This is a genomic window from Pseudoponticoccus marisrubri (genome assembly GCF_001482405.1).
Lineage (GTDB): Bacteria > Pseudomonadota > Alphaproteobacteria > Rhodobacterales > Rhodobacteraceae > Pseudoponticoccus > Pseudoponticoccus marisrubri.
This window is the reverse complement of sequence record NZ_LPXO01000016.1, coordinates 39,328-55,099: the sequence shown is the minus strand read 5'-3', so window position 1 is coordinate 55,099 and position 15,772 is coordinate 39,328. Positions and strand designations below refer to the sequence as shown.

The 15,772-nt window shown below is 68.4% G+C and carries 13 protein-coding genes; 10 read left to right on the top strand and 3 right to left on the bottom strand.

Annotated features, from left to right (window positions below):
* Nucleotides 1–26 precede the first annotated feature (26 nt).
* Both AVJ23_RS19045 and AVJ23_RS19040 read right to left on the bottom strand, forming a co-directional pair.
* On the bottom strand, nucleotides 27–1,199 hold the full coding sequence (locus AVJ23_RS19045) for an acetate/propionate family kinase (RefSeq protein WP_058863817.1): 1,173 nt from the start codon (nucleotides 1,197–1,199) through the stop codon (nucleotides 27–29).
* Nucleotides 1,199–2,587: a bifunctional enoyl-CoA hydratase/phosphate acetyltransferase gene (locus tag AVJ23_RS19040; RefSeq protein WP_058863816.1), complete on the bottom strand. Its 1,389-nt coding sequence runs from the start codon at nucleotides 2,585–2,587 to the stop codon at nucleotides 1,199–1,201. Before AVJ23_RS19040 ends, AVJ23_RS19045 begins: the two co-directional genes overlap by 1 nt.
* 951 nt (nucleotides 2,588–3,538) lie before the next feature.
* Here AVJ23_RS19040 and AVJ23_RS19035 point away from each other — a divergent pair.
* The 8 genes from AVJ23_RS19035 to murD all read left to right on the top strand — a co-directional run bounded on the left by AVJ23_RS19035 (nucleotide 3,539) and on the right by murD (nucleotide 12,805).
* Nucleotides 3,539–3,997 carry a division/cell wall cluster transcriptional repressor MraZ gene (locus tag AVJ23_RS19035; protein ID WP_099045538.1) on the top strand — a complete coding sequence of 153 codons (459 nt, stop codon included), beginning with the start codon at nucleotides 3,539–3,541 and terminating at the stop codon, nucleotides 3,995–3,997.
* A complete protein-coding gene (rsmH, locus tag AVJ23_RS19030; protein WP_058863814.1) occupies nucleotides 3,998–4,993 on the top strand; it encodes a 16S rRNA (cytosine(1402)-N(4))-methyltransferase RsmH in 996 nt (331 codons plus the stop codon).
* A gap of 1 nt (nucleotide 4,994) precedes the next feature.
* The gene (gene ftsL, locus AVJ23_RS19025; protein WP_058863813.1) at nucleotides 4,995–5,336 is read left to right on the top strand and encodes a cell division protein FtsL; all 342 of its coding nucleotides are present in this window, start codon (nucleotides 4,995–4,997) and stop codon (nucleotides 5,334–5,336) included.
* Nucleotide 5,337: 1 nt separating this feature from the next.
* Nucleotides 5,338–7,128 (top strand): peptidoglycan D,D-transpeptidase FtsI family protein, encoded by a 1,791-nt coding sequence (locus AVJ23_RS19020; protein WP_058863812.1) that lies wholly within the window; start codon nucleotides 5,338–5,340, stop codon nucleotides 7,126–7,128.
* 65 nt (nucleotides 7,129–7,193) lie between these two features.
* Nucleotides 7,194–8,675, top strand: coding sequence for a UDP-N-acetylmuramoyl-L-alanyl-D-glutamate--2,6-diaminopimelate ligase (locus tag AVJ23_RS19015; protein ID WP_058863811.1), 1,482 nt, complete (start codon nucleotides 7,194–7,196; stop codon nucleotides 8,673–8,675).
* A 2-nt stretch (nucleotides 8,676–8,677) separates the two neighbouring features.
* Nucleotides 8,678–10,120 (top strand): UDP-N-acetylmuramoyl-tripeptide--D-alanyl-D-alanine ligase, encoded by a 1,443-nt coding sequence (locus AVJ23_RS19010; RefSeq protein ID WP_058863810.1) that lies wholly within the window; start codon nucleotides 8,678–8,680, stop codon nucleotides 10,118–10,120.
* Nucleotides 10,121–10,124: 4 nt separating this feature from the next.
* A complete protein-coding gene (gene mraY / locus AVJ23_RS19005) occupies nucleotides 10,125–11,207 on the top strand; it encodes a phospho-N-acetylmuramoyl-pentapeptide-transferase (protein WP_058863809.1) in 1,083 nt (360 codons plus the stop codon).
* 179 nt (nucleotides 11,208–11,386) lie between these two features.
* Nucleotides 11,387–12,805: a UDP-N-acetylmuramoyl-L-alanine--D-glutamate ligase gene (gene murD / locus AVJ23_RS19000; protein ID WP_058863808.1), complete on the top strand. Its 1,419-nt coding sequence runs from the start codon at nucleotides 11,387–11,389 to the stop codon at nucleotides 12,803–12,805.
* Nucleotides 12,806–12,834: 29 nt separating this feature from the next.
* Here the strand turns inward: murD and AVJ23_RS18995 are convergent, their stop codons facing one another.
* Nucleotides 12,835–14,019 (bottom strand): BaiN/RdsA family NAD(P)/FAD-dependent oxidoreductase, encoded by a 1,185-nt coding sequence (locus AVJ23_RS18995; protein ID WP_058863807.1) that lies wholly within the window; start codon nucleotides 14,017–14,019, stop codon nucleotides 12,835–12,837.
* A 127-nt stretch (nucleotides 14,020–14,146) separates the two neighbouring features.
* Here AVJ23_RS18995 and AVJ23_RS18990 point away from each other — a divergent pair, with 127 nt between their 5' ends.
* Nucleotides 14,147–14,470, top strand: coding sequence for a hypothetical protein (locus AVJ23_RS18990; protein ID WP_058863806.1), 324 nt, complete (start codon nucleotides 14,147–14,149; stop codon nucleotides 14,468–14,470).
* A gap of 103 nt (nucleotides 14,471–14,573) precedes the next feature.
* Complete coding sequence (locus AVJ23_RS18985; RefSeq protein WP_058863805.1) at nucleotides 14,574–15,740, top strand: peptidoglycan glycosyltransferase FtsW; 1,167 nt, start codon at nucleotides 14,574–14,576, stop codon at nucleotides 15,738–15,740.
* Nucleotides 15,741–15,772: the final 32 nt, after the last annotated feature.

Here is a 15,772-nt window from a genome sequence, read left to right as displayed (position 1 = left end):
CCGGGGGCGCGCCGCCCCGGGCCGTCTCAGTCCGATGCGATGGCGGCGGCGGCGCGGGCGATCACCAGTTCCTCGTTGGTGGGCAGCACCATGACCGGCACGGGCGCGCCTTCGGCGCTGATCACGGGCTCGCCCGCCTCATTGCGCAGCGGGTCCAGCGTGACACCCAGCCAGCCCAGCCCGGCGCAGACCTGTGCGCGCACGGGGGCTGCGTTCTCGCCGATGCCGCCGGTGAAGACCAGCGCGTCCAGCCCTTCCAGCGCGGCGGCCATGCCGCCCGTCTCGCGCCGGATGCGGGTGCAGAAATAGGCCACCGCCTCGCGCGCGGCCGGCGCGTCCGAGGCCAGCAGCGTGCGCATGTCGCTGCTGATCCCCGACAGGCCCAATAGCCCCGACTTGCGGTAGAGCAGGTCCGAGATGGCCGCCGCGTCCAGGCCTTCCTCTTCCATCAGGTAGAGCACCACGCCGGGGTCCAGCTGGCCCGAGCGTGTGCCCATGCACAGACCGTCCAGCGCCGAGAACCCCATGGTCGAGGCGACCGAGCGGCCCGCCTTCATCCCGCAGAGCGAGGCGCCGTTGCCCAGATGCGCCACCACCACGCGGCCGGCCTGCAGCTCCGGTGCGATGCGGGCCAGCTCGCCCGAGATGTAGTCATAGCTCAGTCCGTGGAATCCGTAGCGCCGCACGCCCTTGTCGTAATAGCTGCGCGGCAGGCCGAACGTGTCCTGCACGAACTCATGGCCGCGATGGAAAGCGGTGTCGAAACAGGCCACCTGCCGGGCCGAAGGAAAGGCGGTGAAGGCCGCGCGGATGCCGGCCAGGTTGTGCGGCTGGTGCAGTGGCGCGAAGGGGGCGAGCCGCTCCAGCCGGTCCAGCACCTGCGGGGCGATCTCGCACGGGGCGCCGAATTCCCAGCCGCCATGCACCACGCGGTGGCCCACGGCGCGGATCTCGACCCCGGCCCAGTGGCGTTCGAGCTGCTGCAGGATGAGCCCCACCGCGCCGTCATGATCGGCGGCCGCGCCCTCGGGCAGGGTGGTCTTCTCAAGCCGGTTGCCCTCCGCGTCATGCAGGTGCAGCACGGCCGGCCCACCGATCCGTTCGACCTGACCGCTGCCCTCGGGGCGCAGCGTGCCGGCGTCGAAGAGCCCGAACTTGATCGAGGACGAGCCCGCGTTCAGCACCAGCACATGCGCCATCAGACCGCCCCCGTGATGCGCGCGTGGTGCAGCGCGGCCACCGCGCAGGAGGCCAGCCGCGCCATGTCGTCATCGGCCCGGCTGTTGAGGATGATTGGCACGCGCGCGCCCAGCACCAGCCCCGCGCCCTCGGCGTGGCTGATATAGGTCAGCTGCTTGGCCAGCATGTTGCCGGCATCGAGATTGGGCACCACCAGCACCTCGGCCTGTCCCGCCACCGGCGACGTGATCCCCTTGACCCGGGCCGCGGCGATGTCGACCGCATTGTCCATCGCCAGCGGCCCGTCCACAAGCCCGCCGGTGATCTGGTGCCGTTCGGCCATCTTGGACAGCAGCGCTGCATCGACCGAGGAGGGGATGTCGGGATTGACCGTCTCGACCGCCGAGAGCACGCCGACCTTGGGCTCGTCGATGCCGATGCTGATCGCGAGGTCGATGGCGTTCTGCACGATATCCACCTTGGTCTTGAGATCCGGCGCGATGTTGATCGCGGCATCGGTGACCAGCAGCGGGTGCGACAGACCCGGCACGTCCATCACGAAGACATGGGTGAAGCGCCGCCCGGCGCGCAGCCCGGTGGCCTTGTCCAGCGCCGCACGCAGCAACTGGTCGGTGTGCAGGTGGCCCTTCATCAGCGCCCCGGCGCGCCCCTGTGACACCAGCGCGACGGCGTGGCGGGCGGCCTTGTCATGGTCGGGCTCGGCATGGATCTCGACGCTTGAGAGATCGGCGCCCATCTCCTCGGCCGTGCGGGCGATCCGGTCGGGGTCGCCCACGAGGATCGGGGTGATCAGCGTGTGCTCGGCCGCCAGCAGCGCGCCCCCCAGCGCATTGGGCTCTTCGGGGGCGACCACGGCGGTGACCAGTGGCGGCAGCGGGGCGGCCCGGGCCAGCAGCTTTTCGAAATGCCGATGGCGCTGCACCACGAGGCCGGGCAGGTCGTGGCTGGAATAGCTCAGCTTGACGCGCGGCGCCTCGACCTCGGCCACGCCCGACAGGATCAGCGCGCCATCGGCGGGCCGTGTCACCTCGGTCGCCAGCGTGATCGTGCGGCTTTGTTCGTTCTTGTCGGTCACGGTCACGCGGCTTTCCAGCTCTTCCCCGGCATGGGCGCGGTTGTGGAAGACGAAGCTCTGCGAGCGGTAGAGCGAGCCCGCCCCCGGCAGCACGTTGCCCAGCACGGCAGTGACAAGGGCGCCGACGAACATGCCCGGCGCGATCGCCTCGGGGATGCCGTCGCCATCGCCATCGGCATCATGCATGTGCATCGGGTTGTGATTGCCCGACACGTTGGCAAAGACGATCAGGTCGTCCTGGGTGCACAGCCGCCGCAGGCTGGCCGTGTCCCCCGGCTGCAATTCGTCAAACACCTTGTTCTCGATCTTCATGCCCGGCCTTTCCGGCGCTCCGCGCCTGTTTCCCTTCGACGGATCCCGTCCCGTTTCCTTGAGACAGGGTTTGCTTGACATATCCGTGACATGGTCTGCGGCGCGTTGTCTCAATCACCGGGGGCCGGGCGGGCGGGCCGTCGCCGCATTGCTGCCGGGGCGGGCAGGGCGCCCCGGAAAACGCCGCGCCGTTGACCGCCGGGCCCGCTGTCGCGGCGCGCTCTGGTCGGGCGTGGGATTTCATGGCCCGCGATGTGGGAATTCATGGCCCGCCCGTGGGCAGAGCATGGGACGGGCCCTGCGATTCCCCGCGAATCCTTGCCGACGGAATCGATTTTGACGATTTCGGGGTGATTCCCTGTGGATAAACCACTAGATCAGGCGGCAGATCCCGGGAAACCATGGGCCCGGCCCGGGGTAGGCGTAGTTTTCCGGGATTTCATGGGAAAAAAATTCGCTCTCATGCGTTCGCTAGATATTGTGTGAGATTTTAGAAGACTTGGCTCATCTTCCCGATTTTCGACGTTTCGGGTCGTTGCGAGCTCCTGAAACCCGGCTCTGGCCCATGCCGTCCCGGGAAAGCTGGGTAGAAAACAGTTGATCCCCATGAATTCCCATGGCATCCCTAGTTCACACGATGAGGGACGGGCAAGGGGAAGACAAAAACAAACCCCCGCACCGAACATCACAAAAACAAAAGAGCAGGTCTCATACAGGCATCCCGCTCTCTCATCGTGACAACAGAATCCGGCGCGCGGGCGAGCAGACATCCCCCCAGGTGGCGCGCGCAGTCGGAGACACCCGCACGGCGGGTCAGGCGGCGGGTTGATCAATGGCAGCTGATCAACCCGCCGCATTTCGTTTCAAAGGGGGGCAGAGGGGCCGAGGGCAGTGAGCCGCAGGCTGAGGTTCAGAGGCGAGCATCGACTGAAGGTCGATACCAAGGGGCGGATGTCCATTCCAGCCTCCTTTCGCCGTGTCCTCGAAGCCGGTGACCCCGATTGGGACCCCGCCTCCAAGGAAAAGGAATACGCCAACCCGGGGCTGGTCATGGTCTATGGCAACCCGCGGCTGGATCATTTCGAATGCTACACCATCGAGGAGATGGAGCGCATCGAGGACCGCATCGACCGCATGAAGTCGGGCCCCCGCAAGACCGCGCTGACCAAGATCTTCTCGGCCGGCTCCACCAACACCTCGATCGACGAGACCGGGCGCATCGTGATCCCGGCCAAGCTGCGCGAGCGCTTCGGGATCGAGGGCGAGGCCTGGGCCGTGGCCAGCCTCAACAAGTTCCAGATCTGGAGCGCCGAGCGCTACAAGCCCACCGACGTGGTCGAGATGGAGGACCTGCCCGAGGAGCTTCCGGATGACCCGATGGAGTGGCTGGACGAGGCCGAGGATCTGTAGATGGCGGGCGGTCAGGACCAAACCGGCGCTGCCCCCCATGTCCCGGTCCTGCTGCGCCCCCTGCTCGACGCCGTGGCGCCGGTGCGCGGGCTCTGGATCGACGGGACCTTCGGGGCGGGCGGCTATGCGCGCGGGCTGATCGAGGCCGGCGCCGAGCGCGTGATCGGCATCGACCGGGATCCGCAGGCCCACGAGATGGCGGCGCAATGGATCGGCGGCTGGCCGGGCCTGTCGCTGGTGCGCGCCAATTTCGCCGAGATGGACCAGGTGGCCGAGGCCGCCGATGGCGTGGTGCTGGATCTCGGCGTGTCCTCGATGCAGCTGGACGAGGCCGAACGCGGCTTTTCCTTCCTGCGCGACGGCCCGCTGGACATGCGGATGGGGCAGGAGGGGGCAAGCGCGGCGGATCTGGTCAACACCGCCTCCGAGGCGGAGCTGGCCGACATCCTCTATCTCTACGGCGAGGAGCGCGCCTCTCGCCGGATCGCGCGCAAGATCGTGGCCGAGCGCAAGACCGCGCCGTTCGAGCGCACCGTGCCGCTGGCCGAGCTGATCGCGACCTGCCTGCCGCGCCCCAAGCCCGGGCAGGCGCATCCCGCCACGCGCAGCTTCCAGGCGCTGCGCATCGCGGTGAATGACGAGTACGGCGCGCTGTGGCAGGGGCTGATGGCGGCGGAACGGGTGTTGCGACCGGGCGGGCTGCTGGCGGTGGTTACCTTCCATTCGATCGAGGACCGCATGGTCAAGCGCTTCTTCCAGCTGCATGGCGACCGCAAGACCCATGTAAACCGCTACGCCCGCGAGGCCGAGGCCGCACCGGCCACCACGCCTTTCGAGATCCTGACCCGCAAGGCAGTGGGGCCGGATGCGCGCGAGCTGGCCGAGAACCCGCGGTCGCGCTCGGCCAAGCTGCGCGTGGCGCGGCGGACGGACGTGCCCGCACAGGACATTTCCGGCAGCGAGATCGCCATGCCGGACCCGGAGAGGAGACGATAAGATGCGCACCTTGCTCTTCATTCTCAGCGCGCTCGCGGTGATCGGCTCGGGTTACTGGGCCTACCGCGAGAACTATCGCACGCAGGCCGAGCTGGACCGGGTCGAGGACCTCAACCGAGAGATCGGCGCGGCGCGCGAACGGCTGGCCGTGCTGCGCGCCGAATGGGCCTATCTGAACCGTCCCGACCGGCTGCGTGACCTGGCCGACCTCAATTTCGACCGGCTGGGCCTCTTGCCGCTGCGCCCCGAGCAGTTCGGCCGCATCGACCAGGTGTCCTATCCCGTCCCGCCCGAGCTGGACATCAGCCAGCCGGTGGACGTGACCAGCGAAGGAGCCGAGTGACATGATCCGCACGCCGCTGCGCCCGCTTGCCCGTGTGCTCGACGCCCGCCAGAAGGGCGAGAACCCCGACGCCATCGAACGCGAGAACCTGCGCATCCGTCACGAGCAGATGCGCGACCGGATGCGCCTGCGCGCCGAGGGGCGGCTCTTGGTGCTGGCCATCATGTTCTTCGGCGCCTTCTCGGTGATCGGGGCGCGCATGGGCATGCTTTCGGCCTCGGAGCCGACCGAGCCGCGCGCCGCCGCCACCGGTGCCTCGATCATCGCCTCGCGCGCCGACATCACCGACCGGCAGGGGCGGGTGCTGGCCACCAACATGTCGACCCACTCGCTCTATGCCCACCCGCAGCAGATCTACCGCAAGGAGCAGGCGGTGGCCGCGCTGACCGAGATCTTCCCCGATCTCGACGGCGAGGCGCTGCTGAAGCGGTTCAAGGATCCCAAGCGCAAGTTCATGTGGATCCGCAAGAAACTCAGCCCCGAGCAGATGCAGGCGGTGCATGACATCGGTGAGCCCGGGCTTCTGTTCGGCCCGCGCGAGATGCGGCTCTATCCCAACGGCGCGCTGGCCGCGCATGTGCTGGGCGGGGCCAGCTTCGGGCGCGAGGGCGTGCATTCGGCCGAGGTGATCGGCACCGCCGGGATCGAGAAATATTTCGACGAGGAACTGCGCGACCCCGCGCGCGAGGGCGCGCCGTTGCAGCTGTCGATCGATCTCAGCGTACAGGCCGCCTCGGAGCGGGTGCTCGATGCCGGCATGAAGCTGATGAATGCCAAGGGCGCCGCCTCGGTCCTGATGGACGTGCACACGGGCGAGGTGATCTCGATCGCCTCGCTGCCCGATTTCGACCCCAATGACCGGCCGCGCCCGCCGACGCAGGGCTCGCCCTCGGACAGCCCGCTGTTCAACCGGGCCGTGCAGGGCGTCTACGAGCTGGGCTCGACCTTCAAGATCTTCGCCGCCGCGCAGGCGATGGAGCTGGGCCTTGTCGGGCCGCAGACGGTGATCGACACCGCGCCGCCCTTCAAGGTCGGCGGGCACCGCATCGGCGAGTTCAACAATCACAATTACGGGCCGATCAGCGTCGAGAAGATCATCGTCAAAAGCTCGAACCGCGGCACCGGCAAGATGGCCCTGGCCATCGGCACGCAGCGGCAGCAGGACTTCCTGAAATCGCTGGGCTTTTTCGAGGCCACCCCGCTCGAGATCGTCGAGGCGCAGGGCGGTGCGCCGCTTCTGCCCAAGCGCTGGACCGATCTCAGCTCGGTCACGATCTCCTACGGGCACGGGCTCAGCACCTCGCCGCTGCACCTGGCCGCGGGCTATGCCGCGATCGCCAATGGCGGGCGCGTCGTGCGGCCCACGCTGCTGAAGCAGGACGGCCCGCAGCACGGGCCGCGCGTGCTCAGCGAAGCCTCGGCCGCGGCCTCGCGCACCATGCTGCGCAAGGTTGTGACCGAGGGCACCGCCAGTTTCGGCGAGGTCCCGGGCTATCACGTGGGCGGCAAGACCGGCACGGCCGACAAGCCGAAAGAGCGTGGCGGCGGCTATTACAGCGACAAGACCATCACCACCTTCGCCGCGATCTTTCCCGCGCATGATCCCAAATACGTGCTGATCGTCACGCTGGACGAGCCGGTCGAGACCTCGGGGACCAAGCCGCGCCGCACCGCCGGCTGGACGGCCGTGCCCGTGGCGGCCGAGATGATCGGCAGGATCGCGCCGCTTCTGGGCTTGCGTCCGCAGCATGATCGGGGGCAATTGGAGAGGATCATCGAAACCTCGCAGTAAGACGCCGTCCGGGTGCGGCGGGGCCGAGATGCCGAATTGCCAGCAGGATATCCGGGGGCGGATCTATGGAGCGGGACAGCAAGAGCCTGTCGGAGCTGGGCCTGACGGCCCGGTCGGGGCGCGAGGCGCAGATCACGGGACTGGCGGTGGACAGCCGCGATGTCGAGCGCGGCTTTCTATTCGCCGCGCTGCCGGGCACGCGCGTGCATGGCGGCGAGTTCATCCAGTACGCGCTGCGCATGGGCGCGGCGGCGATCCTGACCGATGCGACGGGTGCGCGGATCGCGGCAGATGAGCTGGCGGGATCGGACGCCGCGCTGATCGTGGCCGAGGACCCGCGCCAGGCGCTGGCCTTCACCTCGGCGCTGTGGTTCGGCGCGCAGCCCGAGACGGTGGTCGCGGTGACCGGCACCAACGGCAAGACCTCGGTCGCGACCTTCGCGCGCCAGATCTGGCAGGAGCTGGGCCTGCGCGCGATCAACCTGGGCACCACGGGGGTCGAGGGCGACTGGCAGGCACCGCTGCGCCACACAACGCCGGAACCCATCACCCTGCACCGGGCGCTGGCTGGCGCCGCGCAGGCCGGGGTGGGTCATGTGGCGATGGAGGCCTCGAGCCACGGCCTCGCCCAGCGACGGCTGGACGGGGTCACGCTGCGGGCCGCGGGCTTCACCAATTTCAGCCAGGATCACCTGGATTACCACGCGGATTTCGAAGAATATTTCGCCGCCAAGGCCGGGCTGTTCGCGCGTGTCCTGCCCGAGGACGGCACCGCGGTCATCAATATCGACGATGCGCGCGGCGTGGACATGCTGGCCATCGCGCGGGCCCGCGGGCAGGAGGTGCTGACCGTGGGGCGCACCGCCGCCGATCTCTGCCTCGAGGCGCAGCGCTTCGACGCGACGGGGCAGGAGATCCGGCTGCGTTTCGGCTCCATGGTCCGGCAGGAGCGGCTGGCCCTGATCGGCGGTTTCCAGGCCGAGAACGTGCTGGTCGCGGCGGGGCTGGTCATCGCCTGCGGGGCGGATCCCTCGGACGTGTTCGACATGCTGCCCATGCTGACCACCGTGCGCGGCCGGATGCAGCTGGCCGCTGCGCGTGACAACGGCGCCGCGGTCTTCGTCGACTATGCCCACACGCCCGACGCGGTGGCCACCGCGCTGCAGGCGCTGCGCCCCCATGTCATGGGCCGGCTGGTGGCCATCGTGGGCGCCGGTGGCGACCGGGACGCGGGCAAGCGGCCGCTGATGGGCCGCGCCGCGGCCGAGCATGCCGACAGCGTGATCGTCACCGATGACAACCCGCGCGGCGAGGACCCGGCCGTGATCCGTGCCGCGGTGATGTCCGGCGCGCCCGAGGCGATCGAGGTGCCCGACCGGGCCGAGGCGATCCTGCGCGGCGTCGACAGCCTGGGCCCCGGCGACGCGCTGCTGGTCTGCGGCAAGGGGCACGAGACGGGCCAGATCGTGGGCGACACGGTCTACCCGTTCGACGATGCCGAGCAGGCCAGCGTGGCCGTGTCGGCGCTGGACGGACGGGGGTTGTGAGCATGCTCTGGACCGCGCAGGAGGCCGCAGCGGCCACCGGGGGACGCATCGCTGGCGACTGGCAAGCCGATGGCGTCTCGATCGACACCCGCACGCTGGCGCCGGGCGACCTGTTCGTGGCGCTCAAGGCGGCGCGGGACGGGCATGATTTCGTGGCCCAGGCGCTGGAGAAGGGCGCCGCCGCCGCGCTGGTCAGCCACGTGCCCGAGGGCGTGCCCGAGGACCGGCTGCTGATCGTCGACGACGTTCAGGCGGGGCTGGAGGCGCTGGGCCGGGCAGGGCGGGCGCGCACGCAGGCCCGGGTCGTGGCGGTGACCGGCTCGGTCGGCAAGACCTCGACCAAGGAGATGCTGCGCACCGTGCTGGGCGCGCAGGGCCGGGTGCATGCCGCCGAGAAGAGCTACAACAACCATTGGGGCGTGCCGCTGACGCTGGCGCGGATGCCGCGCGAGGCCGAGTTCGCCGTGATCGAGATCGGCATGAACCATCCCGGCGAGATCGCGCCGCTGGCCCGCATGGCGCGGCCCGACGTGGCGCTGGTCACCATCGTGGCGCCGGCGCACCTCGCCGCCTTCGAGAATATCGAGGGCATCGCACATGAGAAGGCCTCGATCTTCGAGGGGCTGGGGCCGCAGGGCGTGGCGATCTACAATGCCGATCTCGAGGTCAGCCCGATCCTGCGCGACGTGGCCGAGGCAGGGGCGGACAGGCTCATCGCCTTCGGCACCGCGCCGCAGGCCGATCACCGCGTCACCGAGGTGCAGGTGCATGACGCCTGCACCGTGGTGCGCGGGCAGGCCGGCGGGCAGGCGTTGCTCTACAAGGTGATGGCGCCGGGGCGGCATTTCGCGCTCAACGCCATGGGCGTGCTGGCCGTGGTCTCGGCGCTGGGGCTGGACATGGCGCTAGGGGTCACCGCGCTGGGCCAGTGGAGCGCGGGCGAGGGGCGCGGGCAGCGCGAGGTCATCCCGCTCGACCCGGTGGATGCACGCCAGAGCGTGCAGCTGATCGACGACGCCTACAATTCCAACCCCGCCTCGCTGGGCGCCGCGCTGGAGGTGCTGGCCGCCGCCGAGGTGCAGCACGAGCTGGGCCGCGTGCGCAAGGGTCGGCGCATCGCCTACCTGGGCGACATGAAGGAGCTGGGCCCACAGGAGGTGGCGATGCATCGCGAGATCGCCGCGCTGCCCGCCATGGCGCAGATCGACATGGTGCATTGCGTGGGCCCGCTTATGCGGCAGCTCTGGGAGGCGCTGCCCGAGGAAAAGCGCGGCCGCTGCTGCGAGACCAGCGCCGAGATGGCCGAACGCGTGGCCCGCGACCTCGATGCCGGGGACGTGGTGCTGGCCAAGGGCTCGCTCTCCATGGGGCTGGCCCGCGTGGTTGACGCGATCCGCAAAATGCGCCAAGCCCCCGCGCACGCCGACGGGGAGCTGGAAGGGTAGTGGCATGCTGTACTGGTTGACCGAGCTGAGCGACGGTGGCGATTTCTACAACCTCTTCCGCTACATCACCTTCCGCGCAGGCGGCGCCTTCCTGACCGCGCTGGTCTTCGGCTTCCTCTTCGGGCGCCCGCTGATCAACGTGCTGCGCAAGCGGCAGGGCAAGGGCCAGCCGATCCGCAGCGACGGTCCCGAGGGGCATTACGTCAAGGCCGGCACCCCCACCATGGGCGGCTTGCTGATCATCGGCGCGCTGGTCACCGCGACGTTGTTCTGGGCGCGGCTGGACAATGCCTTTGTCTGGATCGTGCTCTTCGTCACGATCTGCTATGCCGCGATCGGCTTTGCCGACGATTATGCCAAGGTTTCCAAGCAGAACACTGCCGGGCTGTCGAGCCGCGCGCGCCTGCTTCTGGGTTTCGTGATCGCGCTGGTGGCCGCCGTCTGGGCGGCGCAGTACCACCCGGCCGAGCTGAGCTATCAGCTGGCCTTCCCGATCTTCAAGGACACGCTGCTGAATCTGGGCTGGTTCTTCGTGCCCTTCGCCATGATCGTGATCGTGGGCGCGGCAAACGCGGTGAACCTGACCGACGGGCTGGACGGGCTGGCGATCATGCCGGTGATCATCGCCACCACGACGCTGGGCGTGATCGCCTACGCGGTGGGGCGGGTCGACTTCACCGAGTATCTCGACGTGCATTACGTGCCCGGCACCGGCGAGATCCTGATCTTTGCCGCGGGCGTTGCCGGCGGTGGGCTGGGATTTTTATGGTACAACGCGCCGCCCGCCGCGGTCTTCATGGGCGATACCGGTTCGCTGGCGCTGGGTGGCGCGCTGGGGGCGATTGCCGTGGCCACCAAGCACGAGATCGTGCTGGCCGTGGTTGGCGGGCTTTTCGTGCTCGAGGCGCTCTCGGTCATCATCCAGGTTCTGTATTTCAAGCGCACCGGCAAGCGGGTCTTCCTCATGGCGCCGATCCACCACCATTACGAGAAGAAGGGCTGGGCCGAGCCCACCATCGTGATCCGCTTCTGGATCATCTCGCTGATCCTCGCCATCATCGGGCTTGCGACACTCAAGGTGCGCTGAGCGGGCCGTTCTCACGCGGAGCGCGCGGACGCGCGCGCAGACATCTCGGCCCCGGCCTGCGGCCGGACCCTCGGGCCGCCGGTGGCACCGTGAGGGCCCTGTCGGCGGCCGCGGCGCTTGCGGCGCGCGGGGCGCTGTGCCATCGCTGAACCGGTCGAGACAGGTGGGAAGGGACGGGCATGATTCCGGTACAAGGGGTTCGGGGCGAGACGCTGGCCGTGCTCGGGTTGGGCCGCTCGGGCCTGTCGGCCGCGCGGGCGCTGGCCGCCGGGGGTGCGCGGGTGCTGGTCTGGGATGACACGCCCGCCGCGCTGGAACGCGCCGCGGAAGAGGGGTTCGAGCCGCGCAACCTCGTGCAGGACAGGGCGCTGGATGACGTCGCCCGGTTGATCGTGTCGCCCGGCATCCCGCATCTCTACCCGCGTCCCAACCCTGCCGTGGCTGCTGCCCTGCGCGCCGGCGTGCCGGTGGACAACGATATCGGCCTGTTTTTCCAGAGCCTTGGTGGCGAAACCTGGGACGCCTATGACCGGCCGCCCCGGGTGATCGCCGTAACCGGATCGAACGGCAAATCGACCACCGCCGCGCTGATCCATCACCTGCTGACCGCCTCGGGCCGCGAGAGCCAGCTGGCCGGCAATATTGGCCGCGGCGTGCTGGACATCGACCGGCCCGGAGATGGCGGCGTCGTCGTGCTGGAGCTGTCCTCCTACCAGACCGAGCTTGCCCGCGCCTTGACCCCGGACATCGCCGTCTTCACGAACCTGTCGCCGGATCACCTGGACCGGCACGGGGGCTTGGGCGGCTATTTCGCGGCCAAGCGCCGGCTGTTCGCCGAGGGCGGGCCGGATCGCGCCGTGATCGGCGTGGATGAGACCGAGGGCGCCTTTCTCGCCGGGCAACTGGCCGAGGGACGCAGCGATGACCGCGTGATCCGCATCTCTGCCGCGCGGAAGCTGCAGGGCCCGGGCTGGCATGTCTTTGCCCGCAAGGGGTTCCTGTCGGAATGGCGCAAGGGCCGGCAGATCGCCTCGGTGGACCTGCGCGAGATCGCAGGCCTGCCGGGGGCGCATAACCACCAGAACGCCTGTGCGGCCTTTGCCGCGGTGCGCGCCCTTGGCATGGGCCCGCGCGAGATCGAGGCGGGCCTGCGCTCGTTCAAGGGGTTGCCGCATCGCAGCCAGCAGATCGCCGAGGTGAACAATGTCCGCTATGTCAATGATTCCAAGGCGACAAATGTCGACTCGGCGCTCAAGGCGCTGGAGGCCTTTCCGCGCATCCGCTGGGTCTGTGGCGGGTTGATGAAGGAGGGCGGTCTGGAGGCGCTGGCCCCGGCGCTCGATCGTGTCGCCAAGGCCTACGTGATCGGGCGCGAGGCCGAGAGCTTTGCCTTGCAACTGCCCGGCGTGACTGCGGAAACCTGTGGCGACATGGCCCTCGCGGTGGCGCTGGCCGTGGCCGAGGCCCAGCCCGGAGAGGTGGTCCTGCTGGCCCCCGCCGCCGCGAGCTTTGACCAATATGACAATTTCGAGAAACGCGGCGAGGATTTCACCGCCTGCGTGCTGAGGGAACTGGGGCTGGAACCGGGCGAAGCCTGAGGGTTTTCAACGGGTTACGGGCGTGGCGCCTAGCGGGCAATGTGGCCCGCCGCGGCCATGGCCGAGGACCAGGCCCATTGGAAATTGTACCCACCCAGCCAGCCGGTCACGTCGACCGCCTCTCCGATCATGTAAAGCCCCGGAACCTTTCGCGATTCCATGGACTTGGAAGACAACTCTGACGTTGATATGCCGCCCAGCGTGACCTCGGCCGTGCGGTAGCCCTCGCTTCCCGTGGGCTTGAGCGACCATGCCTTGAAGGCCTGCGCGATCGACGCGATCCGCACATCCGAAAGATCGGCGAGATTTCCCGTCAGATCAGAGACTTCTGCCAGAAAGCTGACAAGGCGTGCGGGCAGCAGCTGGCCCAGCTCCGTGGTCACCGCGCGGCGTCCGCTGGCGTGGCGGGCCCTGCGCAAATGCGTGGCAAGGTCCAAGCCGGGCAGCAGGTCGATCTCAATCGCCTCGCCCTCACGCCAATAGCTCGAGATCTGCAGGATCGCCGGCCCGGACAGGCCGCGATGCGTGAAGAGCAGCGCCTCTTCGAAACCCGTTTTGTCATTCCTGATCAGAGCCTTACTAGACACACCTGCCAGCGGGGCAAATCGTCCTTTGTCGAACGTCAGCGGCACGAGGGCAGGCCGCGTCTCGGTCACTTCGTGGCCGAAATCACGTGCAATGTCATAGGCCAGCCCGGTCGCACCCATCTTGGGGATTGATTTGCCGCCCGTGGCGAGGATCAGGAAATCCGACGTAATTTCAATATCCTGCCCGGCGTTTTCAACGCGGGTGACGAAGCGCCCGTCGCGATGCGCACACTCGCGCACGCTGGTATTCAGCCACAGCGTCGTGCCGGATTTATCCAGCTCTTTCATCAACATGTCGATGATCTGCGTGGCCTGGCCGTCGCAGAAAAGCTGGCCCAGCGTCTTCTCGTGCCATGCGATCCCGTGACGCGAGACGAGATCGATGAAATCCCACTGCGTGTAGCGGGCCAGGGCGGATTTGTGGAAATGCGGGTTCTGGCCAAGGAACTGGCTGGAATCACAGTATATATTGGTGAAGTTGCACCGCCCGCCGCCTGAGATGCGGATCTTCTCGCCCGGGGCTTTTGCGTGGTCGACGATCAGCGTGTCGGGCCCGCAATGCGCGCCGGCCATCAACCCGGCGGCGCCGGCGCCAAGGATCAGGGTGCGGAAATGGCGGCGTTGCATGGATTTGTCCGTTTCGTACGTTTTGCCCCGCGTTTTCGCCAAAACGGCAGGTTCCGCAACCCTTCGTTCATCCTTGCGTCCTATGCTGCAGGGAAAGGTTCATTTCTGGCGGGGCAGGCTCCCTTGCATGACCGATCTCTCCAAGGCCGCTTTCCGGGCCCCCGAAATCCCCGCCGGCCGCCTGCGGGACGAGCTGTCGCTTTACCTGCGCAAGCTCGAGATGCAGGGCCAGCGCTACCTGATCACCCGGCATGGCCGCGTTGTCGCGGGGCTCGTGCCCCCGTGGGAGTTGCACGCGCTGGAGGAGGTCGTTCACCGGTCGGCCGCCGAGCGGCGCCGACGGCTGGAGGCCTCGGACCGGCACATGACCTGGCTGGAACAGGCGCGCGAAAAGGCGCGGCGCGGGGAAGACGTGTCATGGGATCCCTCGCAGGATCTGTTCCGCGGGTAAGGAGGTGCGGGCGACGATATCTCTGGCTCGGGCGCCGGAATTCGGCTAGACTGATCGTCAGACCCGGGAAACGGGCGTGTAGAGGCAGTCGAGCGGTGCTCAGATGACAGAGATGGTTTACGGCACGGTGCCCGTGAAGGGTGGCGAGCCGATTCTTCCCAAATGGTGGCGGACGGTCGACAAGTGGAGCTTGTCCTGCATCCTGATGCTCTTCGGCACCGGGATCCTGCTGGGCTTTGCCGCCTCGGTCCCGCTGGCCGAGCGCAACGGCTTGGCCACCTTTCACTACGTGCAGCGGCAGGTGGTCTTTGGCGGGGCGGCGCTGGTCGCCATGGCGCTGGTCTCGATGCTCAGCCCGATCGTGGTGCGCCGGCTCGCGGTCCTGGGCTTCCTGGTCAGCTTCGTCGCGCTGGCCCTGCTGCCATTCTTCGGCACCGATTTCGGCAAGGGCGCGGTGCGGTGGTACTCGCTGGGCTTTGCCAGCCTGCAGCCCTCGGAATTCCTCAAGCCGATGTTCGTCATCGCCTCGGCCTGGCTGATGGCGGCGGGACAGCAGCTGGGCGGCCCGCCGGGGAGGCTCTACAGCTTCTTTCTGATGGTGGCGATCGTGCTGATGCTGGCAATGCAGCCCGATTTCGGGCAGGCCTCGCTGGTGCTGTTCGGCTGGGGCGTGATGTGGTTCGTGGGCGGCGCGCCCATGCTGCTGCTGCTGGGCCTGGCCGGGCTGGTCGTGCTGGCCGGCATGGTGGCCTACAACAACTCGCAGCATTTCGCGCGCCGGATCGACGGGTTCCTCAACCCCGAGGTCGATCCCACGACGCAGCTGGGCTATGCCACCAACGCCATCCAGGAGGGCGGTTTCTTCGGTGTCGGCGTGGGCGAGGGGCAGGTGAAGTGGAGCCTGCCGGACGCGCATACCGATTTCATCATCGCCGTTGCGGCCGAGGAATACGGGCTGATCCTCGTGCTGGCGATCATCGCGCTCTACACCACGATCGTGGTGCGCAGCTTCTTCCGCCTGATGCGGGAGCGCGACCCGTTCATCCGGCTGGCCGGCACCGGGCTGGCGGCGACCTTCGGCGTGCAGGCGATGATCAACATGGGCGTGGCGGTGCGGCTGCTGCCGGCCAAGGGCATGACGCTGCCCTTCGTGAGCTATGGCGGCTCGTCGCTGATCGCGGGCGGGCTGGCCGTGGGCATGTTGCTGGCCTTCACCCGGGTGCGTCCGCAGGGCGAGATCGGCGATATCTTGCGCGGCCGGCTGCGCTGAGGCGGCCGAGGGGCGTGCACGGCCCGCCCAAG